A 24,321-nucleotide genomic window follows, 5' to 3' on the forward strand; every position below is an offset into this window, starting at 1 on the left:
GGCACCAGCCCTTCAGTCATCGCCATACGCCCGCATCGGAGTGTCACCGCATGGATTACAAGGACTACTACAAAATCCTGGGCGTCGCCAAGGACGCGAGCGCACAGGACATCAAGAAGGCGTACCGGCGCCTGGCCCGCAAGCACCATCCGGATCTGAGCCAGGACAAGGATGCCGCCAAGCGCATGGCCGAGATCAACGAGGCCAATGCGGTGCTGTCCGACCCCGAGAAACGCGCCGCCTACGACCAACTCGGTGCGGCGCCGGCGGGGGGATTCGGCGGGCATGACGGCTTCGAGCCTCCGCCGCACTGGGACGAAGGCCATACTTTTCATGCCAGCCACAGCGGCGACAGCGAAGCCTTCAGCGATTTCTTCGACCAGCTGTTCGGCCAAAGCGCCCACGCCAGGCAGGCCCGCGCCAGCGGCCGGCCACAAGCCGACCGCAAGGGCCGCGACCAGCACGCCGTCATCGAACTGGACCTGCAGGACAGCTACCAGGGCGCGCAACGCTCCCTGCACCTGCGCAGCACTTCACTCGATGCCCACGGCCATCCGGTGGAAAAAACCCGGGAGTTGCATGTCACCATTCCCAAAGGCGTCAAGGAAGGCCAGCTGATACGCCTGGCAGGCCACGGCGGACCGGGAGAAGGGCATGGCCCGGCCGGCGACCTGCTGCTGGAAGTACGTTTCAACCCCGACCCGAGCTGGCATGCCGAAGACAAGGATGTCTATCAGCATGTGGCCATCGCACCCTGGGAAGCCGCGCTGGGCGGACCGATACAGGTGCAGACCCTCGCGGGAACGCTGGAAGTCAACGTGCCTGCGGGCTGGAAGAAAGGCCGCAAGCTGCGTCTGCGTGGCAAAGGCCTTCCGGCCAAATCGCCGGGCGACATGTATCTGCTGCTCGATATTGCCCTGCCGCCCGCTCCCGATGAGGCCAGCCGCAAGGCCTACCAGGCCTTTGCCGAGGCATTCCCCCACTTCGATGCGCGTCACGCCGGAACCTGAGTCAAGGACGATTAAATGACTGCAGCCCCCTCCCCTTTTCTTGCCCCCTGCGAAGTGCTGGATACCGCGGCACTGGACCTGAATCAGCTGGCCCACGCCTGTCAGCAGGACCCTGTCTGGGTCGTGCAGCATGTGCGGGACGAAGTCCTGCGCATCGATGACGGCGACGGAGATGTACGCGCCCAATGGCGCTTCAGCAGCCAGACCCTGGTGCGCGCCAAGCGCATTGCCCACCTGGAAGCAGCTTTCGATGCCGACCCGCAGCTCGCCGCCCTGGCCGCGGACCTGATGGAGGAAGTCATCGCCTTGCGCAAGCAATTGCAGTTTCGCGACGCTGGCTGATCCGTACGGGCGCAAAAAAAGCCCTCGCAAGGGCTTTTTCAAGGGAGCAGCCGCAGCTTAGCCTTGGTGAGGACGCTTGCCGGCGTTCTTCTTCGAACGCGTAGCGACGCCGCGCTCTTGGCTCGAACGCTGACCACGACCGGGCGTAGGCAGGCTGTAGCCATTGGGCAGGGGTGGCTGGGGCGTGAACTTGCGGTCGGCTTCGGTAACGATCTTATTGCCCATGGGACATCCTTCAATGAAAAAAGCGAGTTGAAGCCGCTATTAGGCCACAGCCAGAGGCGTCCAGTCATCTCCCCCAGCCTCCGCGGGTTTCAGAACAGGGCTCCATGCTCCTGCAATAAGCCTCTGTCCGACAGCCGTGTCCCACAAGTCAGGGCATAAGAGGAGCCTATGCACATTCTCTGGACCTATTTGCGTCCCCACGCCAAGCTGGCCTGGCTGGCCCTGCTGCTGGCCGCCATCAGCCAGGTGCTGGCCCTGGTCGACCCCATCATCTTCGGCAAGATCATCGACGGCTACGCCGTCCACCCCGGAGACAAAACCGATGCCGAGCTGATTTCCGGCGTATTGCGCCTGCTGGGCCTGGCCGTGGTGGTGGCCATTGGCTCGCGCCTGGCGCGCGCGCTGCAGGAATATGTGACCCGCCTGGTGGTGCAAAAACTCGGCACGCAGCTGTTCAACGACGGCCTGCGCCAGGTGATGCGCCTGAAATACCAGGAGTTCGCCGAGATGCGCACGGGTGAGACGCTGTCGCTGCTGCAAAAAACCCGCGCCGACAGCGAACGCTTCATCAACACCTTCATCAACACCGTGTTCGCCTCCGTCGTGGGCATCAGCTTTCTGGTCTGGTATTCGGTCACGCGGCACTGGGCACTGGTGCCGGTGTTCCTGATCGGCGTGCTGGTGCTGGGCGGGCTCACCGGCCTGCTGAGCCGCGAAATTCGCCACCAGCAGCGCTCCATCGTGCGCGAAACCAACCGCAATTCAGGCTTCATCACCGAATCCCTGCGCAACATCGAGCTGATCAAGAGCCTGGGGCTGACCTTTCCCGAAGTGCGCCGGCTGCAGGCCCAGACCGAGAAAATCTTTGCGCTGGAAATGCTCAAGGTCAAGCGCATCCGGCTGCTGTCGTTCCTGCAGGGATCGACGCTGAGCCTGCTCAAGCTGGGCATTCTGTTTGCGCTGCTGTGGCTGATTTTTCGCGATGTGCTGAGCACCGGCGAGCTGATCGCCATGCAATTCATTTCGGTGGCCATTTTTGCGCCGCTGCAGGAGCTGGGCAACATCATCCTGGCCTGGCGCGAAGCCGAAGCGTCGCTGCTGAACTTCGACGCCTTGATGAAAAAGCCCGTGGAAAAACGCCCGGCCCACCCCCAGCGCGTCGGGCTGCTGCACGACCTGAGCTTTCGCAACGTGAGCTTTCAGCACCAGGGCGCGAGCGACAAGGCGCTGGACGGTGTGTCGTTCTCGGCAAAACTCGGCGACACCATTGCCTTTGTCGGGCCTTCGGGCTCGGGCAAGTCGACGCTGGTCAAGATGCTGGTCGGGCTCTACACCCCGGAAGAAGGCACCATCCTGTTCAACGGCATTTCGACCCAGCAACTGCGCTACAACGAAGTCCGGCGCCAGATCGGCTTCGTGACCCAGGAAACGCATTTGTTCGCCGGCACGCTGCGCGAGAACATGCTGTTCGTCAAACCCGATGCGACCGACCAGGACATCATGACCGCGCTGGAGCAGGCCTCCTGCCTGCATTTGCTGGAGCGCTCACCGCTGGGCCTGGACACGCCCATAGGCGAGTCGGGCGTGCGCCTGTCGGGCGGAGAAAAGCAGCGCCTGTCGATTGCGCGGGCCCTGGTGCGCAACCCACGCCTGCTGATTTTCGACGAAGCCACGTCGGCCCTGGATTCGCTGACCGAAGAGCAGATCACCGATACCGTGCGCCGCGTGTCGCGGCAATCCCACCGCATCACGCTCTTGATCGCCCACCGGCTGTCGACCATTTTGCATGCGCAGACCATCATGGTGCTGGAGCGCGGCCGCATCGTCGAATCCGGCAGCCATGCCGAACTGCTGGAACACAAAGGCCTGTACTACGCCATGTGGCGCCAGCAGATCGGCGAACGCCCGCCCGGCCGGCCGCTCGGCGGCAGGCCCCGGCCGGATCCAGCGGACACGGATTGACCCACGCATTGCGGCACATGCCAGCAAATACCTACACACGTCCCAGGCAACTGAGGTTAGATTGACGGCAGCGCTCCCTTTGTCTTGCTGTCCAAGGATATGTCTATGCACCGCGACGCCCCCTGCCACCCACGCGACCCACAAGACCTGCGCCGCCGCCTGGACCTCGACAGGCCCGCGGCGTCCGGTCGCAGCACCGGCTCCGCCCTCGCCCTTGGGCTGGGCGTCGGGGCCGCAGCCTATCTGGCCTGGATGGCCTTGCGCACGCCGCCCCGGCCAGCCGGCGTGCAACCGGTGGGCCACTTCGATATCTCGCGCTATCTGGGCCGCTGGTATGAGGTGGCACGCATAGACCAGCATTTCGAAAAAGGCCTGGTGCGCACCCGCGCCGAATACAGTCTTGCGCCCAATGGCCGCTTGCAAGTCACCAACCGGGGCTTCGACCCGCGCCACAACCGCTGGAAAGAAGCGCGCGGCAAGGCGCAGTTTGTCGGCCGCCCCGATGTGGGCGCGCTCAAGGTGTCCTTTTTCGGGCCTTTTTACGCCGGCTACCACGTGGTGGCGCTGGACGAGCAGTACCGCTGGGCCATGGTCATTGGCTCCAGCCTCGACTACTTCTGGATCCTGTCGCGCAGCCCGGTGCTGCCCGACGGCGTGCGCCAGCATCTGCTGGCCCAAGCCAGCCAGATCGGCGTCGACCTGGACCGCATTCTCTGGGTCATGCAGGACGGCGCGAACCCAACAGGTAGCTGAGCGTTTCTTTTCAGCGCTCGCCCCTTCTTCAGCCTTGAAAACTGGCGTGCCGCAGCAAGGTGACGCCGAGCAAGGACCGCCCCGCAGCGATGGTGTCGTCCCTTAGTCGGGCACCCCCCTCCACCGCAGGTTGAGAGGGGGAAGCCGGGGCGGCCCAAGCCGCGTAGCGGCTCAGGGGGAGTCAGGACAGTCTCGCGCGAACTGTCGCCGCCACGTCGCGCACCCAGGGCTGGCGCTGCCAGTGCTGCTGGGCAAATTCCGCGATCTGCGGCGCATACGCCATGGAGGCGCCAATCCAGTCCTGGCCTTGCAGGAACATGCGCTGGTGCCGTGGCGACAGTGTGAATGCCGCGCTGTGGCCGGCCGTGCTCACCTGTTGCCGGGCGACGTCGATGTCCATCGCCAGCGCATCTCCGGTCGCTTCCAGCGCGCGGGCCTCTTTCTGGAAGATCTGCGCATCTTCGGGCGACACCATGGCCAGCAGCAGCCGGTTGTTCATGGCGTTGGAGTAGAAAATCTCGCCGAAGCTCGATGCCACCACGGCCTTGAAGCCGAACTGCTGCATGCCCCAGACGGCGTGCTCGCGGCTGGAGCCGCAGCCGAAATTGGCGCCGGCCAGCAGCAGGTCCACGCCCGCGAAGCCCGGGCGATTGAGCACAAAGTCCGGACGCAACCGCCCCTGGCCGTCAAAGCGCAGGTCGTAGAGCACGCCCTTGTCCAGGCCCGCCTTGTCGATGCCGCGCAGAAACTGCTTGGGCATGATCTGGTCGGTGTCGAGGTTGGCAATGTCCAGGCGCGCGGCACGGCCGCGAATGAGGGAGTGGTTCATTGGGATTCCTTCCATTGGCGCACGTCGGTGATGTGACCCGTGAGCGCCGCTGCCGCGGCCATGGCCGGGCTCATCAAATGCGTGATCGCGCCGCGTCCCTGGCGACCTTCGAAGTTGCGGTTGGTCGTGGACGCGCAGCGCTGGCCGGGCGCCAGCACGTCGTCGTTCATGGCCAGGCACATGGAGCAGCCAGGCTGGCGCCACTCGAAGCCGGCCGCCACGAGGCGCGCCGCAATGCCTTCGGCTTCGGCCTGGGCCTTGACCGCGCCCGAGCCGGGCACCACCATGGCGCGCACGCCGGCCGCCACCCGCCCCTGGCCCACGATGCGGTCCACTTCGCGCAGGTCCTCGATGCGCGCATTGGTGCACGAGCCGATGAACACATGGTCCACGGCCACGCCTTGCAGCGGCTGGCCGGCCGCGAGCGCGGTGTAGCGCAAGGCCTGCTGGGCGCTGGTGCGCTGCACGCCTTCGGGCAGGGATTGCGGATCGGGCACGCAGCCGTCGACGGCCACGGCCTGGTCGGGGCTGGTGCCCCAGGTCACGAACGGCGCGACCTGGCTGGCATCGAAGCAGTGCTCGACGTCAAAGCGCGCACCGGCATCGCTGTGCAGGCCGGCCCAGTGGGCCAAGGCGGCTGCGCGCATCTCGCCCGTGATGTCGGGCGCATGCTCCAGCACATAGGCCACGGCCTTGTCGTCGGGAGCGATCAGCGCGCCGCGCGCGCCCGCTTCCACGGCCATATTGCACAGCGTGAAGCGGGCTTCGACCGACAGATCGTCAATGGCCGAGCCGCAGAACTCCACGGCGAAACCGCGCGCGCCCTGGGCGCCGATGCGGCTGATGACCATCAGGATCAAGTCCTTGGCCGTGGTGCCCACGGGCAGATGGCCGTCGACGCGGATGCGCATGTCCTGCGCCAGCCGGTAGACCAGGGTTTGCGTGGCCAGCACATGCTCGACTTCCGAAGTGCCGATGCCGAAACCCAGGGCGCCGAGCGCGCCGTAGGTCGTGGTGTGGCTGTCGCCGCAGATCACCACCATGCCGGGACGGATCATGCCGTGCTCGGGCGCGACCACATGCTCTATGCCCTGCCAGCGGTCGTTGGTGTCGAACAGCGCGATCTGGTGGCGCTCGCAGTTGGCGCGCAGATTGGTCGCCTGCAGGGCCGACGCCGTGTCCTGGATGATGCGGTGCTTGACCGGATGGGTGGGAATGATGTGGCTCACCACCGCCACGTTCTGGCCCGGCATGGCCACGCCGCGGCCGGCCGCGTGCAGCCCGGCAAACGCCTGCGGGCTGGTGTATTCGTTCATCAGATGCAGGTCGCAGAACAGCAGCACGTTCTGCTCGTCGAGCACGGCCACGGTGTGGGAGTCGACCAGCTTGCGGTACAGCGTCTGGGCGCTGCGATTAGGCACATCGGTCATGCGCTCTTTCCTTGTAAAAACGGCAGGGCGACGTCCAGCAAAGCTTGCGGCGCCTCCTCTGCGATGTAGTGCCCACAGGGCAGGGGCTGGCCGCGCACGTCATCGGCGAGGCGTTGCCACTCCTGCAGGGGTTGAAAACAACGGTGAACCACGCCCTGCTCGCCCCACAGCACCAGCAGCGGCATGGCCATGCGCCGGCCCTGGTCGCGGTCTTGCCGCTCGTGCTCCAGGTCGATGCCGGCCGAAGCGCGGTAGTCCTCGCACATGCCGTGGGCCGCGCCCGGCAGTGCCAGGCAGCGCGTGTATTCCTCCAGCGCGCGCGGATCGAAAGGCGCCAGCCCCGCGCTGCGTCCGCCCATCACGTCGCGCACATAGGCGGCGGCATCGGCTTCGATCAGGCGCTCGGGCAGCGGCGCGGGCTGGATCAGGAAGAACCAGTGCCAGTAGGCGCGCGCAAAGTCCTGGTTGGTCTGCTCGTACATGGACAGCGTGGGTGCGATGTCGAGCAGCACCAGGCGCTGCACGGCCTGGCCGTGGTCCATGGCCAGGCGGTGGGCGACGCGCGCGCCGCGGTCATGGGCCAGCACCGAAAAGCGTTCGTGGCCCAGTTGCTGCATCAGGCGCAGCAGGTCGCGCGCCATGCGGCGCTTGCTATAGTTGGCATGGTCGGCATCGCCCGCCGGCTTGCACGAATCGCCATAGCCGCGCAGGTCGGGCACGACCAGGGTGAAATGCCGGGCCAGCGTGGGCACGAGCCTGTGCCAGATCACGCTGGTTTGTGGATGGCCATGCACCAGCAGCAGCGCCGGGCCCTGCCCCCCCACCCAGGCGTGGAGTTCCACGCCGTCGTCGACGCTGACGCGATGCGGACTCAGGCCTGCCATCAACTCTGCTGCATTCATCTACTCACTCCTTGCGGCGCACGGCCGGTTGGCGGATTATTCCGCGGTGATGCCGCGGCTCTTGATCAGCTGCGCCCACTGGCCCAATTCCTTTTGCAGCCGCAGTTTCGCATCGACCGCCGTGGAAGGCGTGGGGTCGTAACCTTCGCGGCCCATGCGCTCTTGCAGCGGCGCCAGGGACAAGGCCTTGTTCAGCGAAGCGTTGAGCTTGTCCAGCACCGGCTGAGGCGTTCCCGCAGGCGCGAAGACCATGAACCAGGTCTCGAACTGGTAGCCCGGCACGCCGGCTTCGGCAATCGTCGGCACGTCGGGCATCAGGGCCGAGCGCTGCGCGCCGGTCACGCCCAGGGCGCGCAGCTTGCCGCTTTGCACATGGGGCTTGGCAGCGGCGAGCACGGGAAAGCTCAGCGCGACCTGGCCCGCCATGGTGTCCATCAGGGCCGGGCCGCCGCCGCGATAGGGGATGTGGGTCATGGGTGCATCGGCCACGGCCTTGAACAGTTCGGCCGACATGTGGAAAGTGCTGCCGGCGCCCGCCGAGCCGTAGGAATACTTGCCGGGATCGGCCTTGAGCAGGGCCACCAGTTCCTTGACGTTCTTGGCGGGAACATGGTTGCCGACCACCAGTACATGCTGGGAGCTGGCCACCATGCCCACAGGCGCGATGTCCTTGAGCGTGTCGTAAGGCATGCGCGCCGTCAGCGCCGGATTGATGGCCAGCGACACCGACTGGATGCCCACGGTGTAGCCGTCGGCCGCCGACTTGGCCACCTGGTCCACACCGATGTTGCCGCCCGCGCCACCCTTGTTTTCGATGTACATCGTGGTGCCCAAGGCCTTGGCCCACTCTTCCGAGACCAGCCGGGCCGCGATGTCCACGCTGCCGCCGGGCGCATAAGGCACGACCAGCTTGACGGGCTTGCTGGGATAGGCGGCCTGGGCATGGGCGGCAAAGCCCACCAGCGACAGGGCGGCGACCAGCGCGGCGCGCTTGGTCAGTGACAGGGCTTGGGTGAAGCGGTGGCCGGTGGGGCGCATGGTATGTCTCCTTGTTCAAATAGTGCCGCCCATCATAGGGATAAGTAAATTTGTATAAATGACGCTAGAGTTATTTCATTCTTCAGTTAAATTCACGAATCAACAGGGCGCCTGCGATGGACGGTTTTTCGGATCTGCGCTTTTTCTCGCTGCTGCTGCGCGAAGGCAGCCTGGCGGCGGCGGCCCAGCAAATGGGCTTGACGCCGCCCGCCGTCAGCCGGCGCCTGGCCTTGCTGGAAAAGCGCCTGGGTGTGCGCCTGCTCAACCGCACGACGCGGCGCATTCACCTGACGCCTGAAGGCGAGACCTATCTGCTCGACGGCGAGCGCATCCTGGCCGAACTCGATGCGCTGGAGCGCGCGGTGTCGGGCGCGCGTTCGCTGCCGCGCGGCCCGCTCAAACTGGCCTGCACGCTGGGCTTCGGCCGCACGCGGCTGGCGCCGGCGCTGTCGGCGTTTGCACGCGCCTATCCCGAAGTGCAGGTGCAACTGCACCTGACCGAGCGGCCGGTGAATCTGGTGGAGCAAGGCTTTGATGCCGTGGTGCGCTTTGGCGAGCTGCCCGATTCGCAGCTGACGGCGCGGCGGCTGCTGCACAACCGCCGTGTGCTGTGCGCTTCACCGCGCTATCTGGCGCAGTCGCCCGAGCCGCGCCTGCCGGCCGATCTGCTGGCCCACCGCTGCATCGTGATCCGCGAAAGCGACGAAACCTACGGCACCTGGCATCTGCGGCAAGGCCAGCGGCAGGAGACCATCAAGGTCAACGCCGCTTTAAGCACCAACGACGGCGGCGCGGCGCTGGCCTGGGCCCTGGACGACCAGGGGATATTGCAGCGCTCGCTATGGGACATCGCGCCCCTGCTGGCCTCGGGCGAGCTGCGCGAAGTGCTACCCGGCTGGAAGCTGCCGCCCGCCGACATCTATCTGGTGCACGCCACCAAGAGCGAGCTGTCGGCCAAGATACGCGCGCTGTCGGAGTTCATGCGCCAGTGGTTCGACAGCGAGGCGCAGGCGGCCTAGGCCAGCATGGACGCGGCCACCAGCCGCTGGGTATAGGGGTGGCGCGGCGCATCCAGCACCTGGGCGACCGAGCCTGCCTCCAGCACTTCGCCTTCCTTCATCACCAGCACGTCGTGGGCCATGGCGCGGATCACGTCCACGTCGTGGGTGATCAGCAGATAGCTCAGGCCGCGCTCCTTTTGCAGCCGCTGCAGCAGCGCCAGCACCTGCTGCTGTATGGTCACATCCAGGGCGCTGGTGGGCTCGTCGAGCACCAGCACCTGCGGCTGCACGATCAGCGCGCGCGCAATCGCCAGGCGCTGGCGCTGGCCGCCGGAAAACTCATGCGGGTAGCGCTGCAGCAGGCCGGGGTATTGCAGCTCGGTCAGGCCCACGTCGGCCAGCGCCTGCAGCACGCGCTGGCGGCGCTCGGGCGGCGAACTTTCGGGCGCGTGCACGCGCAAGCCTTCACCGACGATTTCCTCGACCGTGAGACGCGGCGACAGCGAGGAGAACGGGTCCTGGAACACGACTTGCACGCTGCGGCGCAGCGCCTGGTTGGCCGGGCTGTTGCGCGTCGCCGGCGCCTGCCAGGCCTGGCCGTTGATGCGCAAGCCGCCATCCGACGGCAGCAGGCCCAGAATGGCCTGCGCCAGCGTGGACTTACCCGAGCCGGATTCGCCCACGATGCCCAGCGTGTGGTGCGGCAGCAGGCGCAGATCCGCGCCCTTGACGGCGACGAACTCGCCTTTGCGAAACCAGCCGCGCAGGCCCGGCAAAGGCGTGGCGTAGCGCACGTTCAACTGCTGCACTTCGACCAGCACCTGCGCCGCGCGCACCGGCGCCTCGACCACATCGCGCCGCGGCACGCTGGCGATCAGGCGGCGGGTATAGGCATGCTGCGGGCTCGCGAACACATCGTGCACGGCGCCCTGCTCCACCAGCAGGCCCTGCTCCATGACCGCAGCGCGGTCGGCAAAGCGGCGCACCAGGTTCAGGTCGTGGGTGATCAGCAGCAAGGCCATGCCGGTCTGGCGCTGCAGGTCACCGAGCAGCTCGAGAATCTGCACGCGCAGCGTCACATCCAGCGCCGTGGTGGGCTCGTCGGCCAGCAGCAATTTGGGCGACGAGGCCAGGGCCATGGCAATCATGGCGCGCTGGCGCTGACCGCCGCTGAGCTGATGGGCGAAGGCGCGCGCACGCCGCGCGGGATCGGGAATGCCGGTGGTGGCCAGCAGCTCCACCGCCTGCTGCTGCGCCTGGGCCAGCGTCAGCGCCTGCTTGAGCTGCAGCACTTCGGCCACCTGATCGCCCACGGACATCAGCGGGTTCAGCGCCGTCATCGGCTCCTGGAAGATCATGGCCACGTCACCGCCGCGCACGCCGCGCATTTCACGCTCGGACAGGGTCAGCAGATCGCGGCCGTTCAGCAGCACCTGGCCGCCGAGCTGGGCGTCGCCGGCCAGGCGCAGCATGGCCAGCGCCGTGACCGTCTTGCCCGAGCCCGACTCACCGACCAGCGCCAGCTTTTCACCCGCGTGCAGCGCGAAATTCACGCCATTCACCACCTGCTTGTCGCCAAAGCGCACCCGCAGGTCGCGCACCTCCAGCAACGGGGTCGAGGAAGATTCTTGCATCGTCATACCTTGTCCGAGACCTGGGCCTTGCGCGGGTCCAGCGCATCCCGCAGCGCATCGCCCATGAAAGTCAGCAGCAGCAAGGTGCTCACCAGCACGGCAAACGTGCTCAGCGAAATCCACCAGGCATCGATGCTGTTCTTGCCCTGGCTCAGCAGCTCGCCCAGGCTCGGAGTGCCCGGCGGCACGCCCAGGCCCAGGAAGTCCAGCGAAGTCAGCGCCAGGATGGCGGCGCTCATGCGAAACGGCAGGAAAGTGACGACGGGCGTCAGGCTGTTGGGCAGGATGTGGCGCCAGATGATGGGCCCATTGCCCACGCCCAAGGCGCGCGCGGCCTTGACGTAGTCGAGCTGGCGGTTGCGCAGGAACTCGGCGCGCACATAGTCCGACAGCCCCATCCAGCCGAACAGGCTCAGCAGCACCAGCAGCAGTGCGATGCTGGGCGAAAACAGCGCGCTGAAAATGATCAGCAGGTACAGCTCGGGCATGGAGCCCCAGATTTCGATGAAACGCTGGAACGCCAGGTCGGTCTTGCCGCCGAAGAATCCCTGGATGGCACCGGTGAGCACGCCCAGCGCCACGCCCGTCACCGTCAGCGCCAGCGCGAACAGCACGCTGACGCGAAAGCCGTAGATCAGCTGGGCCAGCAGGTCGCGACCGCGGTCGTCCGTGCCCAGCCAGTTGGCCGCACTGGGCGGGGCCGGATTGGGCAGCTGGGCAAAGTAGTTGATCGACTGCGCGCCGTAGCGGTTGGGCGTGTAGATCGCCCAGTTGCCCGGGGCCGCAAGGCGCTCGCGGATGAAAGGATCGAGGTAGTCGGTGGACGCGTCGAAATCGCCGCCAAACGTGGTTTCCGGGTAGTCGTTCCACAGCGGCCAATAGGTCTGGCCCTGGTACTGCACGACGATGGGCCGGTCGTTGCTCAGCAGCTCCGCGCCCAGGCTCAGCAGCACCATGGCGCAGAACACGACCAGGCTCCAGTAGCCCAGTCGATTGCGCTTGAAACGCTGCCAGGCGCGGCGCGCGGGCGACAGCGAAGCTTGCAGCGGGAGTGCCGGCTCGGCAGATGCGGCCGCCGGTCGGGCCTTGAGGGAATCAGTCGAACTTGACACGCGGATCCACCCAGACATAGCAAAGATCGCTCACCAGCTTGGTCACCAGGCCGATGAGCGTGAACAGGTACAAAGTGCCCAGCACCACGGGGTAGTCGCGTCGGATCACGCTTTCATAGCTCAGCAGGCCCAGGCCGTCGAGCGAGAACAGGGTTTCGATCAACAGCGAGCCGGCGAAGAACGCGCCGATGAAGGCCGCGGGAAAGCCGGTGATGATGGGAATCAGCGCATTGCGAAACACATGCTTCCACAGCACCTGGCGCTCGCTCAAGCCCTTGGCCCGGGCCGTGAGCACGTACTGCTTGCGGATCTCCTCGAGGAAAGCGTTCTTGGTCAGCATGGCCGTGACGGCGAAGCTGCCCGCGACCATGGCCGTGACCGGCAAGGTGATGTGCCACAGGTAGTCGACGATGCGCGCGCCCCAGCCCAGCTCCTCCCAGTTGGCCGACGTCAGGCCGCGCAGCGGAAACCATTGCAGCTGGCCGCCGAACACCACCAGCAGCGCCACGCCCAGCACAAAGCCCGGGATGGCATAACCCACGAGGATGAGCAGCGTCGTCGCCAGGTCGAAACGCGTGCCCGCGCGCACCGCCTTGGCCACGCCCAGCGGCACGGCCACCAGATAGCTGATGAAAAACGTCCACAGTCCCAGGCTGATCGAGACCGGCATTTTCTCCACCACCAGGTCCCAGACATCCTTGTTCTGGAAGAAGCTGCGGCCCAGATCGAAGCGCGCGAACTGGCCCAGCATCTGGAAAAAGCGTTCATGCGCGGGCTTGTCGAAACCGTACAGCGCCTTGATCTGTTCGAGCCGCTTGGGGTCCACACCCTGGGCGCCGCGGTAGGCCATGCCGCCGCCTTCCCTGGCGCCGCCCAGCGCGCCGGACTTGGCCTCGGCCAGGTATTGCTCCACCGGCCCGCCGGGTACGAACTGGATCACGACAAAAGTCAGCAGCAGCACGCCCAGCAGCGTGGGCACCATCAGCAGCAGTCGCTTGAGTATGTAGACAAACATGGGGCTCTTTTCTAGGGATGGGCGGCACCGGCCGGCTTCTTTGCCCACCAGGTGTCCATCACCCACGACTCGCCGCTGCTATAGGGAGGGATCACCGTGGGATGCGCCAGGCGCCAGGCATCGTAGACCATGCGGTGCGTGCTCTGGCTCCACTGCGGGATCAGGTAATGGCTGGACGCGATCACCCGCTCCAGTGCATGGCAGGCCGGCAGTAAGTCGGCCTCGGTCTTGGCCGCGGTCATGGCCTTGATCAAGGCGTCGACGGCGGGGCTTTTCACGCCCGCGAAATTGCCCGAATCCTCGGTGTCGGCCGCCTTGCTGCCGAACAGGTCGGCGAATTCCTGGCCGGGATTGTTCGTACCCTGGTAGGCAATGGTCATGATGTCGAAGTCGAACTTCTGCAGCCGCTGCTGGTACAGCGCAAAGTCCACGGCCCGGTAATTGATGCGTATGCCCAGCTTCTCCAGGTTGCGCTGCCAGGGCGCCACGGTCCGGATTCCGCCTTCGCCGCTGTCCAGGTATTCCAGCTCCAGGGCCTGGCCGGCCCGGTTGCGCAGCACGCCGGCCTGCACGCTCCAGCCGGCATCGCGCAGCAGTTGCTGGGCGCGGCGCAGGTTGCCACGCAGGGAGTTGGGCGGATCGGTGCGCGGTGGGCTGTACATCTCGCCAAAAGCCGCGGCCGGGATCTGCGCGCGCCAGGGCTCCATCAGCGCCAGCTCGGCGGCGCTGGGCAGGCCGTGGGTTTCGCAGGCCGTGTTGCCGAACAGGCCGGACACGCGCTGGTAGGCGCCGTAGAACATCTGCCGGTTCATCCACTCATAGTCCAGCGCCAGGCCCAGCGCTTCGCGCACGCGCGGATCCTGCAGCAGGGGCCGGCGGGAATTGAGCACATAGCTCTGAAAGCCCTTCGGCAGCTTGTGCTTGAACTCGCCCTTGACCAGTTCGCCCGTGTCAAAGCGCTTGCCGTACAGGCGCCGTGCCCAGTCGCCGGCGCTGAAAAAGCGCATCAGGTCGAACTCGCCGGCCTTGAGGGCTTCGAGCCGGGCCGTGTTGTCCTTGTAGATCTTGACGTTCACGCGTTCGAAATTGGCCGTGCCCACTCGCACGCCCAGGTCCTTGGCCCAGTAATTCGGATCGCGCACATAGGTGATGTCCTTGCCGAAACGCACCGGCCCCACGCGGTAAGGGCCGCTGCCGATGGGAATGTCCATCACCACCTGATCGAAAGGCTTGGCCTTGCCGTCAGCGCCCCGGCCCCAGGCCGGGCTGAAGATGGGCAGGCCGCCCACGGTCAAGGGCAGCTCGCGATTGGGCTGGCGAAAGCGAAAGCGCAGCGTGCGCTCGTCGAGCACATCCACGCCCAGCACGTCGATCAGCAGCGTCTTGTAGGCCGGCGAAGTGAACGGACCGATCAAGGTCTCGTAGCTGTATGCCACGTCCTTGGCCCGCACCGGCTGGCCGTCGTGAAAGCGCGCTTCGGGGCGCAGGCGGAACGTGGCCGACAGGCCGTCGGGCGCGACCGTCACATCCTCGGCCAGCAGGCCATAGCCGGTGGCGGTTTCGTCGAGCGAGCCGGTGAGCAGCGTGTCGAACATCAGGTTGGACAGATAGGCCGGCGCGTTGCCCTTGATCGTGAAGGGGTTGTACTTGTCGAAGGTCGACATCCGCAGATTGCTCACCAGGCGCAGCTCGCCGCCCTTGGGTGCCTGGGGATTGACGTAGTCGAAATGCGCAAAGCCCGCGGGGTAGCGTGGCTGCCCCCATAGCGCATACGCATGTGCGCTCCATGCAGGAGAGGCACCCATCAACAGCAGAGAAAACATCCAGTAGCGCATGAGACAATTCTGCCCTAGGCTAGAACCAATGGCGGCAATCGCCTGATTGCCGCACCCCACAGACTTTTGCGCTCGACGCATTTCCACCTACTTTCTGGAGAAAAACAATGGGTTTCCTCACCGGCAAAAAACTCCTGATCACGGGCGTTCTGTCCAACCGCTCCATCGCCTACGGCGTCGCCAAGGCCTGCCACGAACAAGGCGCCGAACTGGCGTTCAGCTATGTCGGCGAGCGCTTCAAGGACCGCATCACCGAGTTTGCCGCCGATTTCGACTCCAAGTTGATTTTTGACTGCGATGTCGGCGACGACGCGCAAATCGAAAAACTGTTTGCCGACCTGGGCCAGACCTGGGGCAAGTTTGACGGCTTCCTGCACTCCATCGGCTTTGCACCGCGCGAAGCGATTGCCGGCAACTTCCTCGACGGCCTGACCCGCGAGAACTTCCGCATCGCCCACGACATCAGCGCCTACAGCTTCCCGGCCATGGCCAAGGCAGCCCTGCCCTACCTCAACGACAAGTCGTCGCTGCTGACACTGTCCTACCTGGGCGCGCTGCGCACCATCCCCAACTACAACACCATGGGCCTGGCCAAGGCATCGCTCGAAGCTTCGGTGCGCTACCTGGCGGAAGCCGTGGGCCGCACCGAAGACGGTCGCAGCATCCGCGCCAACGGCATTTCGGCCGGCCCGATCAAGACCCTGGCCGCCAGCGGCATCAAGGACTTCGGCAAGCTGCTGGGCCGCGTGGCCGATGCCTCGCCGCTGCGCCGCAACGTGACCACCGAAGACGTGGGCAATGTCGCCGCCTTCATGTTCTCCAACCTGGCATCGGGCGTGACCGCGGAAATCACTTACGTGGACTGCGGCTTCAGCCAGACGGCGGGCCTGAGCCCCGATCAAGTCTAAAAGCACCCCCTGAGCCGCTTACGCGGCTTGGGCCGCCCCGGCTTCCCCCTCTCAACCTTCGGTGGAGGGGGACGACACCATCGCTGCGGGGCGGCCCTTGCTCGGTGTCCCCTTGCTGGGGCGCGCCAGTTTCAGAGGCTGCGGCGCGCCGCTGTCAGAATCAAGGCCATGGGCGGCAACGCCCATGGCTTTTTTCATGTCTTGCCTGGACTTTGCCCATGCCCTCTGCCGACCATCGCCCGCATGACGACCATGACCATGACCATGACGACGACCATGCCGGTCACAGTCACGGTCCTGGCGGGCACGTGCCTTCCGTGACGGCCGCCAACGCGCGGCGCATTCAGTTTGTGTTTGTGATGACGCTGGTCTATGCGGCGGTGCAGGCCGTCGGTGGCTGGCTGTCGGGGTCGCTGGCCTTGATCGCCGATGCCGGTCACATGCTGTCCGATGCGGCTGCGCTGCTGCTGGCCTTGATCGCCTACCGCATCGCAGCGCGCGCACCCGACAAGCTGCGCACCTATGGCTTTCACCGCGTGCGGGTGCTGGCGGCGCTGGCCAACGGGGCTTCGCTGCTGTTGCTCGTGGCCTGGATTGTCTGGGAGGCGGTGGCGCGCTTTCGCAGCCCGACCGAAGTCATGGCCGGGCCCATGCTCACCGTGGCCGTCATCGGCCTGCTGGTGAATATGGCCGGCGCCTGGGTGCTGATGCGCGGCCACCAGGGCGACGGCAACCTGCGCGGCGCGCTGCTGCATGTGATCGGCGACCTGCTCGGCTCGGTGGGGGCGATCGCCGCGGCCATAGGCATTCTGCTCACGGGCTGGACCGTGCTCGATCCCATTCTGTCCGTGCTGGTCGCGGTGCTGGTCGTGCGCTCGGCCTGGAGCCTGGTCTCGGACTCGCTACTGATCCTGCTGCAGGCCGTGCCGCGCGGCATGGATGTCGAAGCCGCGCAGTCCGGCATCGCCGCCCTGCCCGAAGTCGCCGAAGTCGGCCATTTCCATGCCTGGACGCTGACCGACGAACGGGTGATCGCCACCGTCCACGTGACGCCCGCGCCGGGCACCGACCCGCTCACGCTGCCGCAGAAAGTGGCCCGGCAACTGCGCGAGCACCACGCCATCGAGCACGTGACCGTGCAGGTCGACCCGCCAGGCAGCCTGCAGGGCCCGCATTGAGGACTTGGGGTTATTTCCCCGAGCGCTCGCATCGCTCGCGGCCGATGAAACTGGCGCGCCCCAGCATGGGGACACCGAGCAAGGGCCGCCCCGCAGCGATGGTGTCGCCCCCCTCCTCCGCAGGTTGAGAGGGGGGAGCGGGGGACGGCCCCTGCCGCGAAGTCGCTCAGGGGGTGCTTCCCCTCAACGCCGCATTGAGCTGATCAACCACTTCGGCCCATTCCGCATCTTCCTGCAACTCTTCACGCAGCAGGCTGGCCTGGGCCGGCGTCCAGAAAGGCGCGTCTTCCAGCCGCACGGCCGGGTCCAGCGGCGCGTGGGCGCGAATGAACTCGGCGATGCCCGCGGGGTCATCGGCCAGGCCCAGCTGGGAAAAAAGCGCCGTAAATCGGGGGGTTGTCGTGTCCATGGCCCAAATCCTTTTCTTGCTAGCAGTGGATGACTGCGCATCGGAAATGCGCAGTCCTGGGACCATTGTGCAGGAAAGCCCCGGTCACTCCGGCTGAATGCCGGCCGCCTGAATGACCTTGCCCCACTTGGCCGTCTCCTGGGCTTGAAACTTGGCCAGCTCATCGGGCGTGCCATGCCAGCGGCTGGTCCCCGACTGGGCATAAAAGCCCGCGGCCTGTTTGCTCTCCACGGCCTTGCCCAGCAGATTGCTCAGCTGGCTGACCAGTTGCGGCGGCGTCGCCGCGGGCAGATAGGCCGCGAACCAGTAACCCATGTTGTAGCCCTTGATGCCGGCCTGCTCGATGGTCGGCACATCGGGCAGCATGGGGCTGCGCTCCTGCGTGGAAAAGCCCAGGGCCTTGAGTTTGCCGGCCTGCACCTGCGGCACGCCGGTGGAAACGTCGGTGATCATCAGATCGATCTGGCCGCCCAGCAGGTCGGTGAGCGCCAGCGGATTGCTCTTGTAGGGCACATGCAGAATGTCCACGCCCGCGAGCTGCTTGAGCATTTCACCGGCCATGCGGCTCGAAGAGCTGCCGCTGCCGAACGACAGCTTGCCGGGGTTGGCCTTGGCGTAATCCACCAGTTCCTTGACGCTCTTGTAGGGTGCGGCGGCGTTCACCACCAGCAGCTGACCGCCCTTGCCCAGGCCCGTGACCGGCGCGAAATCCTTGACCGGGTCGTAGGGCAGCTTCTTGTACAAATGCTCGTTGGCCGCGTGGGTGGTGTTGGTCGTGATCAGCACCGTATAGCCGTCGGCCGGCGCGCGCGCCACGCTCTGGGCGGCCAGCATGCCGCTCGCGCCGCCCTTGTTTTCCACCACCACGGCCTGGCCCGTTTCCTGGGTCAAGGCCTGGCCCAGGGCGCGGGCGATCTGGTCGGTGGCGCTGCCGGCCGCGAACGGCACGACAAACGTGAGCGTCTTGCCGGGGTACTTGGTCGCATTCTGGGCAAAGGCCGCAGGCGCGGCCACGGCCAGGACGGCGGCCATGCCGGCGCCAAGGGCCCAGCGACGCGCGGAATTCGGGTGGATGGGGGTGCTCATGTCTTGTCTCCTTTTATGTAATGTCGTCAGGTGCACAGGGGAAATCGGACTCAGAACGGCTGCGGACCCTGGCAATGGACCAGCAGCTCGCGCGGCAAGGCGATGGGCATCTGCAGCAGATCGAAAGCCAGGGCCTTGCCGTGGCTGTCGAGGTTGAGCGCGCTGTTGACGCCGCCATCGAGCACATCGTCGATGACGAAATTCAAGGCCTGCAGCAGCGGCAAGGCATAACGCTGCACCTGGCTGGGCCGGCGCGCGGCAAAGTGCGCGGCCACGCGTTCGGGCGTGACCTGGGCCTCGATCACGGGCCACAGCGCCGGGTGGTAGGCAATCACGCTGATGTTGCTGCGGTTGCCTTTGTCGCCGGTGCGGCCGTGGGCCACGCGGTACAAGGGCACGCCAAGGGGTTCGGACGAATTCATGGGCTCTCCGGGGCAAAGGCCGGCATGGCGGGATTCCACCAGCGCCAGCCGCAGTGGACAAGATCGCGTGGCAACAGGCAGGAGACGGTGGACAGGCGCGAGCGCAGCTGGGTGCGCACGCCCCCGCCGCCGCCCGGCCCGCAGGTGTAGAGCGCATTGACTTCGCGCAGCAGCTGCTGCGCCTGCTGCGCCGTGGGCTGCTCCCAGGCCCAGCGCACGCGCACATCGCGCGGCGCATTCAAGGCTTCGGCCAGCCCGCTGCCGGCGGCCGGCAATTGCGCCAGCCACTGGCTCTGGTCGTCGCCGAGCACGCTGGTCACGCCTATGAAGTCGCAGCGGATGGCGCCCAGCCCCGCAAGGCGCGTGGCAATCACCTGCTGGGCCAGCTGGGCCCGCGCCATCGCATGGGCGCCGGCATAGGAGATCTCGGCTTCCGCCAGCCAGCCGCCTTCGCTGCAGACGTTGACCTTGAGATGGCTGGGCCGCGCATGGCCGCGCACGCCTGCCAGCCGCACCTGGTTGGGACCGACTTCGGTGACGTGCGCCAGGCTGATGTCCGCGACCACATCCGGCGTCAGATAGCCGGCCGGGTCGTGCACTTCGTAAAGCAACTGCTCCTTGACGGTCCGGGCGTTGATCAGGCCTCCGGTGTGGTCCGGCTTGCTGATGGTGCATTCGCCGTCGGCCTCGATACGGGCGATGGGAAAGCCCACATGGGCCAGATCGGGCACGTCCTTGTAGCCCGGATCGGCAAAGTAGCCGCCGCAGACCTGGGCGCCGCATTCGAGCAGATGGCCGGCCATGGTGCCGCGCGCCAGCCGGTCCCAATCGTCCCAGGCCCAGCCATGCCAGGCCACGGCCGGCCCCAGCACCAGGGCCGGGTCGGCCACGCGCCCCGCAATCACGATTTCCGCGCCGGCCTGCAAGGCCTCGGCGATGGGCTGGGCACCGATATAGGCATTGGCGCTGACCACCCGGGCCGCGGGCCAGTCGGCGCCGCAGGCCTGCTGCAAGGCCTGCGCATGCTCCGCGCCCATGAGGTCGTCGCCATGGACCAGGGCCATGCGCGGCACGCGAATGCCCAACTCCTGCGCCAGTGCCGCGATGCAGGCCGCGGCGCCCGCGGGGTTGGCCGCGCCGAAATTGCTGACGATGCGTATGCCATGGGCCAGGCAATCGGCCAGCACCGGCCGCAGCAGGTCGGCGAGCAGCGGCTCGTAGCCCGCCAGCGGGTTGCGCTCGCGCGCCAGTTGGGCCAGCGCCAGCGTGCGCTCGGCCAGGGTTTCAAAAATCAGCACCGCCGGCTGCCCCGACGCCATCAAGGCATCGACCACGGGCCGGGCGGCGTCGGTTCGGTCGCCGGAAAATCCCGCGCCGCAGCCCACCAGCAGCGCGCCGCGGGGCGTGGAGCCATGGGCTGGCGCGCAAGGCCAGGAAGTCAGCAGGGGGTTGGGGGTTGTCGTCGCCATGGGGGAAATATAGACAAGGCTTTTTATGCTGTAAATTCGATGATTTGGATTAATTGATCCGTAAAACCTATGAACCTCACCACCCGGCAGCTCCAGGCCTTCGAGGCCTTGCACCAGCACCTGAGCTTCACGCGTGCCGCGCAACAGTGCTGCCTGTCCCAGCCCGCGTTCAGCGCGCTGATACAGGGCCTGGAGCAAGGGCTGGGGTCACAGCTGTTCGAGCGCAGCACCCGGCATGTGGAGCTGACGCCTGCCGGCCAGGATTTCCTGCCCCACGCCCAGCGGCTGCTCGCCTCCATCGATCAGGCCGTGCAATCCCTGCAAGGGGCCGCGCAGCTGCGCGCGACCCGCGTGACGGTGGCGCTGCTGCCGTCGCTGGCGGCCCACTGGCTGCCGTCCGTGCTGACGCAGTTTGCGCAGGTCCACCCCCGGATCAGCGTGCAGGTGCGCGATGCCTTGAACACGCCCTGCCTGGAAAGCGTCCAGCAAGGCCAGGCGGACTGGGCGCTGTGCACGGCCCCGTCGCGGCATCCCGACCTGCACGCGGCGGCCGTGGCCGAAGAAGCTTTTTACCTGGTGTGCCCGCGCACGCATGCCTTGGCGCAGTCGCAGGCCCCGGTCACGCCGCAGGCACTGCAGGGCGTGCCCTTCATTCACATGGCAGCCCATACCAGCGTGCGCGCCGGCGTGGAGCAGTGGCAGGCACGGGTCTTCCAGCAGCCGCTGCTGCAAACCTGCATGGAAGTCGAGCAGTTGGCCACGGTGATGGGCATGGTGCGCGCCGGCCTGGGCGTGAGCCTGGTGCCCGCGCTGTCGCTGGCGTATTTCCAGGACCCGGACATCGCCATCCGCCGGCTCGACGGCCCAGCGCCTTCGCGCACGATTTACTGGGTGCGCCACCGCCACCAGAGCCTGGGTCCGGCCGCGCAGACGTTCTATGACAGCGCCCACCAGTCCTTGCAAGCCTTGCTGCAGCGCCCACTGGAGCTGCGGACCGAAGCGCCTGCAGCCCGCCGCCGCCGTACCAAGCGCTGACAAACCCTCGCTGGCAACGCAAAGTGGGGGCGTCTGGCTATGATGGCTTCAGCTAGCCACCCCAGACGCCGGACGGAAGTGCCCATGATGACCACACCGCCCCTTTTCCCCATCCGCACCGAATGCCCGCCCGGGGCCTGCACCTGCGGGCGCGATGCGCTGCTGCAGGACCCGCTGGGCGATCTGCGCATCATGCGCCTGACGCGCGAAGACGAAAAACGCCTGGTGCTGCGACTGGAAAACATCAGCAGCCTCGCCGACCTGCACCACATGCAAGACCTCATGGAGCAGCAGATCGGCCTGCGCCTGCAGATCAGCACCAGCGGGCGCGAAGTGCGCAGCCTGCGCGGCATCACCATCCTGGTCGAGGAGCAGCCCGGCCTGTGCCGCAAGACGCGCCAGTCCATTCCGGCAGCGATCAAGCGCAGCCTGGAGCTGCACCCTGAAATCGCCTACGAGATGCTCGACGCCGGGGGCCTGTTCGGGCCTGTCGACCTCAAGCCAGCTGGGCCGTGAAGAAAGCGACCGTGCGCTCCCAGGCCTGCTTCGCGGCCGCTGCGTCATAACGCGGCGTCGTGTCGTTGTTGAAGCCGTGCTGGGTGCCAGGATAGTGGTGCACCTTGAACTTCGCCCCGGCCTTCTTGAGCGCGGTTTCGTAGTCCGGCCAGGCGGCATTGATGCGCTCGTCGACGCCGGCCAGATGCACCAGCAAAGGCGCTTTGACCTGGGCCGCCAATGCGGCCTCGGGCGTGTTGCCATAGAAGGGCACGGCGGCCCGCAAATCGGGCATGCGGGTCGCCAGCCAATGCGCCATGCCGCCGCCATAGCAAAAGCCCACCACGCCCAGCTTGCCGTTGCCGTCCGGGCGTGCGGCCAGCCAATGCGCCGCGGCGAGAAAGTCCTCGCGCGTCTTGGCCTGCTCGAGCTGACCGAAGAGGGCCCGCGCCATTTCCTCATCGCCGGGATAGCCGCCTTCCGGCGTCAACGCATCGGGCGCAAGCGCCATGAATCCATCCAGGGCCAGCCGGCGGGTGATGTCTTCGATGTGCGGATTGAGGCCCCGGTTTTCATGCACCACCAGCACCACGGGCAGGCGCGCAGTCCCCGCGGACGCCGGGCGCGCCAGATAGGCGTTGATGTGGCCGTGGCCCAGGGGCGAAGGCACCGACACTTTCTGCGTTGTGATGCGGCTGTCGTTGGCCGGAACCTGCTGGCCCGCGGCGAAGTTGGGGCTCAGCGCCGCCAGCAGGCCCGCGGCCGTGACGCCGGCCTTGGCATAGCGCTGCGCCTGGCCGAGAAAACTGCGCCGGTCCATGTCGCCATGCACGTAAGCATCAAAAAGAATCAACAGTTCCTGGTCGAAATCCGAGGCCGTGAGACGAGAGGACATGGCAGCTCCTGAAAAGGATGAAAACAGGGGGAAGGTATTTGCGCGACGAACTTTCCGACCTGCATTAAACCAAGCAAATGCGCGCGCGCAATAAACCGTTGAGACAGACCGCCCCAGCGCCCTGCGGCGAGCGGGCCTGCCGCCAACAAAAATCCTCCCCCGTCTTGCGACCGGGGAGGATTCTCAACGCACTCGCTCGACGCTCAGGCCGCCATCGCTTCGCCGAAGCGTTGCAGGTGGTAGTCGCTGTCTCCCAACAGCGGGTCGATCATGGTCAGGCGCTTGAAGTAATCGCCCACCGTCAGCTCGTCCGTCATGCCCATGCCGCCATGCAATTGCACGGCTTGCTGGCCCACGAAGCGGCCCGCCTTGGCCACCGTCACCTTGGCGGCGGCCAGCATGCGGCGGCGTTGCGCCGGGTCGGTTTCATCCAGGGCCTGGGCGGCCACGTAGGCCATGGACAGCGCCAGCTCCTTTTGCAGCAGCATCTCGGCAATGCGGTGCTGCAGCGACTGGAACGTGGCCAGCGGCTTGCCGAACTGCTGGCGCGCGCCCAGGTAATCCGCGGTGATGTCGATCAGCTTTTCCATGGCGCCGGAGGCTTCGGCGCACAGCGCGGCAATGCCATGGTCCAGGCCGTGCTCCAGCGCGGCCAGACCGTCGGCCGCCTGTCCGACCATGGCCTCGGCGCCCAACACGACGTTCTCCAGCACGAGATCGGCGGCGCGCAGGCCGTCCATGGTGGGGTAGCCGCGGCAGGCAAGGCCCGCGGCGTCGCGCGGCACCAGGAACAGCGCCACATCCTTGCTGCCGCCCACGCGGGCGGTCACCAGAAAGGCGTCGGCGACTTCCCCATGCCAGACCAGGCATTTGCTGCCGTTGAGCACGTAGCCCTCGCCTTGGCGCTCGGCGCTGGCGCGCGCGCTCTCGGGACGGTAGCGCGTGGTGGGCTCCAGGTAGGCCAGGGTCACGATGCGCTCGCCGCTGGCGATGGCAGGCAGCCATTGGTCTTTCTGGGCCGCGCTGGCGTGAGCGCTCAGCACGGCGGCGGCCATCACGGCGCTGGGGGTGACCGGCTCGAGCACCAGGCCGCGACCGAGTTCACGCTGCACGACCAGCTGGCTGGCGGCGCCTTCGCCGAAGCCGCCGTATGCGCTGGAGATGCCCAGGCCGAGCACGCCCATCTCGGCCAGCGACGACCAGATCGCACGGTCGAAACTGTTGCCGCCACGGGCGCTGCGCCGGCGCTTTTCAAAGGTGTATTCGGTATCGATGAAGCGGCGCAGGCTGTCCGCCAGCATCTGCTGCTCTTCGCTATAGGTGAAGTCCATGCTGC

At 66.6% G+C, this 24,321-nt stretch carries 24 protein-coding genes; 9 read left to right on the top strand and 15 right to left on the bottom strand.

All coding sequences use genetic code 11. The features are described from left to right. Window positions 1-50 precede the first annotated feature (50 nt). Entirely contained in the window at window positions 51-1,010 is a 960-nt protein-coding gene (locus N0K08_RS02875; RefSeq protein ID WP_261498501.1) for a DnaJ C-terminal domain-containing protein, read from the top strand. A gap of 15 nt (window positions 1,011-1,025) precedes the next feature. Beyond that, window positions 1,026-1,352, top strand: a complete 327-nt coding sequence (locus tag N0K08_RS02880) for a chaperone modulator CbpM (RefSeq protein WP_261498502.1) — start codon at window positions 1,026-1,028, stop codon at window positions 1,350-1,352. Between the two features lie 57 nt (window positions 1,353-1,409). Here the strand turns inward: N0K08_RS02880 and N0K08_RS02885 are convergent, their stop codons facing one another. After that, the gene (locus tag N0K08_RS02885; protein ID WP_261498503.1) at window positions 1,410-1,577 is read right to left on the bottom strand and encodes a hypothetical protein; all 168 of its coding nucleotides are present in this window, start codon (window positions 1,575-1,577) and stop codon (window positions 1,410-1,412) included. 168 nt (window positions 1,578-1,745) lie between these two features. Between N0K08_RS02885 and N0K08_RS02890 the strand changes: the two genes are divergently transcribed. Together N0K08_RS02890 and N0K08_RS02895 are read left to right on the top strand one after the other, a co-directional pair. Further along, a complete protein-coding gene (locus tag N0K08_RS02890) occupies window positions 1,746-3,539 on the top strand; it encodes an ABC transporter ATP-binding protein (RefSeq protein ID WP_261498504.1) in 1,794 nt (597 codons plus the stop codon). Between the two features lie 105 nt (window positions 3,540-3,644). Continuing rightward, window positions 3,645-4,292, top strand: coding sequence for a lipocalin family protein (locus tag N0K08_RS02895; protein ID WP_261498505.1), 648 nt, complete (start codon window positions 3,645-3,647; stop codon window positions 4,290-4,292). 181 nt (window positions 4,293-4,473) lie between these two features. On the opposite strand, the gene leuD is transcribed toward N0K08_RS02895, so the two are convergent. From leuD to N0K08_RS02915, 4 genes are read right to left on the bottom strand one after another with little or no spacing between them, the layout of a single operon-like run. Beyond that, window positions 4,474-5,121 (bottom strand): 3-isopropylmalate dehydratase small subunit, encoded by a 648-nt coding sequence (leuD, locus tag N0K08_RS02900; RefSeq protein WP_261498506.1) that lies wholly within the window; start codon window positions 5,119-5,121, stop codon window positions 4,474-4,476. Next, window positions 5,118-6,551, bottom strand: a complete 1,434-nt coding sequence (gene leuC / locus N0K08_RS02905) for a 3-isopropylmalate dehydratase large subunit (RefSeq protein WP_261498507.1) — start codon at window positions 6,549-6,551, stop codon at window positions 5,118-5,120. The genes leuD and leuC overlap by 4 nt, the downstream gene beginning before the upstream one ends. Next, window positions 6,548-7,453, bottom strand: a complete 906-nt coding sequence (locus N0K08_RS02910; protein WP_261498508.1) for an alpha/beta fold hydrolase — start codon at window positions 7,451-7,453, stop codon at window positions 6,548-6,550. The genes leuC and N0K08_RS02910 overlap by 4 nt, the downstream gene beginning before the upstream one ends. Window positions 7,454-7,489: 36 nt before the next feature. Further along, on the bottom strand, window positions 7,490-8,491 hold the full coding sequence (locus N0K08_RS02915; protein WP_261498509.1) for a tripartite tricarboxylate transporter substrate binding protein: 1,002 nt from the start codon (window positions 8,489-8,491) through the stop codon (window positions 7,490-7,492). A 116-nt stretch (window positions 8,492-8,607) separates the two neighbouring features. Here N0K08_RS02915 and N0K08_RS02920 point away from each other — a divergent pair, with 116 nt between their 5' ends. Then, a complete protein-coding gene (locus N0K08_RS02920; RefSeq protein WP_261498510.1) occupies window positions 8,608-9,510 on the top strand; it encodes a LysR substrate-binding domain-containing protein in 903 nt (300 codons plus the stop codon). Here N0K08_RS02920 and N0K08_RS02925 read toward each other — a convergent pair. Genes N0K08_RS02925 through N0K08_RS02940 form a run of 4 tightly spaced genes read right to left on the bottom strand, consistent with a single transcriptional unit; the run spans window position 9,507 to window position 15,088 of the window. Further along, the gene (locus N0K08_RS02925) at window positions 9,507-11,132 is read right to left on the bottom strand and encodes an ABC transporter ATP-binding protein (protein ID WP_261498511.1); all 1,626 of its coding nucleotides are present in this window, start codon (window positions 11,130-11,132) and stop codon (window positions 9,507-9,509) included. The genes N0K08_RS02920 and N0K08_RS02925 overlap by 4 nt on opposite strands. Continuing rightward, window positions 11,129-12,238: an ABC transporter permease gene (locus N0K08_RS02930; RefSeq protein ID WP_261498512.1), complete on the bottom strand. Its 1,110-nt coding sequence runs from the start codon at window positions 12,236-12,238 to the stop codon at window positions 11,129-11,131. Before N0K08_RS02930 ends, N0K08_RS02925 begins: the two co-directional genes overlap by 4 nt. Beyond that, complete coding sequence (locus tag N0K08_RS02935; protein WP_261498513.1) at window positions 12,222-13,253, bottom strand: microcin C ABC transporter permease YejB; 1,032 nt, start codon at window positions 13,251-13,253, stop codon at window positions 12,222-12,224. Before N0K08_RS02935 ends, N0K08_RS02930 begins: the two co-directional genes overlap by 17 nt. Before the next feature lie 11 nt (window positions 13,254-13,264). Beyond that, window positions 13,265-15,088 carry an extracellular solute-binding protein gene (locus N0K08_RS02940; RefSeq protein ID WP_261498514.1) on the bottom strand — a complete coding sequence of 608 codons (1,824 nt, stop codon included), beginning with the start codon at window positions 15,086-15,088 and terminating at the stop codon, window positions 13,265-13,267. 107 nt (window positions 15,089-15,195) lie between these two features. On the opposite strand from N0K08_RS02940, the gene fabI reads away from it, so the two are divergent. Both fabI and N0K08_RS02950 read left to right on the top strand, forming a co-directional pair. Continuing rightward, on the top strand, window positions 15,196-15,996 hold the full coding sequence (gene fabI, locus N0K08_RS02945; protein WP_261498515.1) for an enoyl-ACP reductase FabI: 801 nt from the start codon (window positions 15,196-15,198) through the stop codon (window positions 15,994-15,996). 218 nt (window positions 15,997-16,214) lie between these two features. Continuing rightward, entirely contained in the window at window positions 16,215-17,174 is a 960-nt protein-coding gene (locus N0K08_RS02950; RefSeq protein WP_261498516.1) for a cation diffusion facilitator family transporter, read from the top strand. Window positions 17,175-17,340: 166 nt separating this feature from the next. Here the strand turns inward: N0K08_RS02950 and N0K08_RS02955 are convergent, their stop codons facing one another. The 4 genes from N0K08_RS02955 to N0K08_RS02970 all read right to left on the bottom strand — a co-directional run bounded on the left by N0K08_RS02955 (window position 17,341) and on the right by N0K08_RS02970 (window position 20,560). Beyond that, a complete protein-coding gene (locus N0K08_RS02955; protein ID WP_261498517.1) occupies window positions 17,341-17,583 on the bottom strand; it encodes a DUF2789 domain-containing protein in 243 nt (80 codons plus the stop codon). Between the two features lie 84 nt (window positions 17,584-17,667). Next, window positions 17,668-18,669: a Bug family tripartite tricarboxylate transporter substrate binding protein gene (locus N0K08_RS02960; protein ID WP_408642894.1), complete on the bottom strand. Its 1,002-nt coding sequence runs from the start codon at window positions 18,667-18,669 to the stop codon at window positions 17,668-17,670. 50 nt (window positions 18,670-18,719) lie between these two features. After that, window positions 18,720-19,091 carry an AtuA-related protein gene (locus tag N0K08_RS02965; protein ID WP_261498518.1) on the bottom strand — a complete coding sequence of 124 codons (372 nt, stop codon included), beginning with the start codon at window positions 19,089-19,091 and terminating at the stop codon, window positions 18,720-18,722. Then, window positions 19,088-20,560: an acyclic terpene utilization AtuA family protein gene (locus N0K08_RS02970; RefSeq protein WP_261498519.1), complete on the bottom strand. Its 1,473-nt coding sequence runs from the start codon at window positions 20,558-20,560 to the stop codon at window positions 19,088-19,090. Before N0K08_RS02970 ends, N0K08_RS02965 begins: the two co-directional genes overlap by 4 nt. A gap of 69 nt (window positions 20,561-20,629) precedes the next feature. Between N0K08_RS02970 and N0K08_RS02975 the strand changes: the two genes are divergently transcribed. Then, window positions 20,630-21,595: a LysR family transcriptional regulator gene (locus tag N0K08_RS02975; protein WP_261498520.1), complete on the top strand. Its 966-nt coding sequence runs from the start codon at window positions 20,630-20,632 to the stop codon at window positions 21,593-21,595. Window positions 21,596-21,682: 87 nt separating this feature from the next. After that, window positions 21,683-22,111: a hypothetical protein gene (locus N0K08_RS02980; RefSeq protein ID WP_261498521.1), complete on the top strand. Its 429-nt coding sequence runs from the start codon at window positions 21,683-21,685 to the stop codon at window positions 22,109-22,111. On the opposite strand, the gene N0K08_RS02985 is transcribed toward N0K08_RS02980, so the two are convergent. Further along, entirely contained in the window at window positions 22,092-22,985 is an 894-nt protein-coding gene (locus tag N0K08_RS02985) for a dienelactone hydrolase family protein (protein WP_261498522.1), read from the bottom strand. The two genes, N0K08_RS02980 and N0K08_RS02985, sit on opposite strands and share 20 nt — an antisense overlap. 203 nt (window positions 22,986-23,188) lie before the next feature. Next, the gene (locus N0K08_RS02990; protein WP_261498523.1) at window positions 23,189-24,316 is read right to left on the bottom strand and encodes an acyl-CoA dehydrogenase family protein; all 1,128 of its coding nucleotides are present in this window, start codon (window positions 24,314-24,316) and stop codon (window positions 23,189-23,191) included. Between the last annotated feature and the right edge of the window lie 5 nt (window positions 24,317-24,321).

The organism is Acidovorax bellezanensis (assembly GCF_025421555.1).
Taxonomy (GTDB): Bacteria; Pseudomonadota; Gammaproteobacteria; order Burkholderiales; family Burkholderiaceae_C; genus Comamonas; species Comamonas bellezanensis.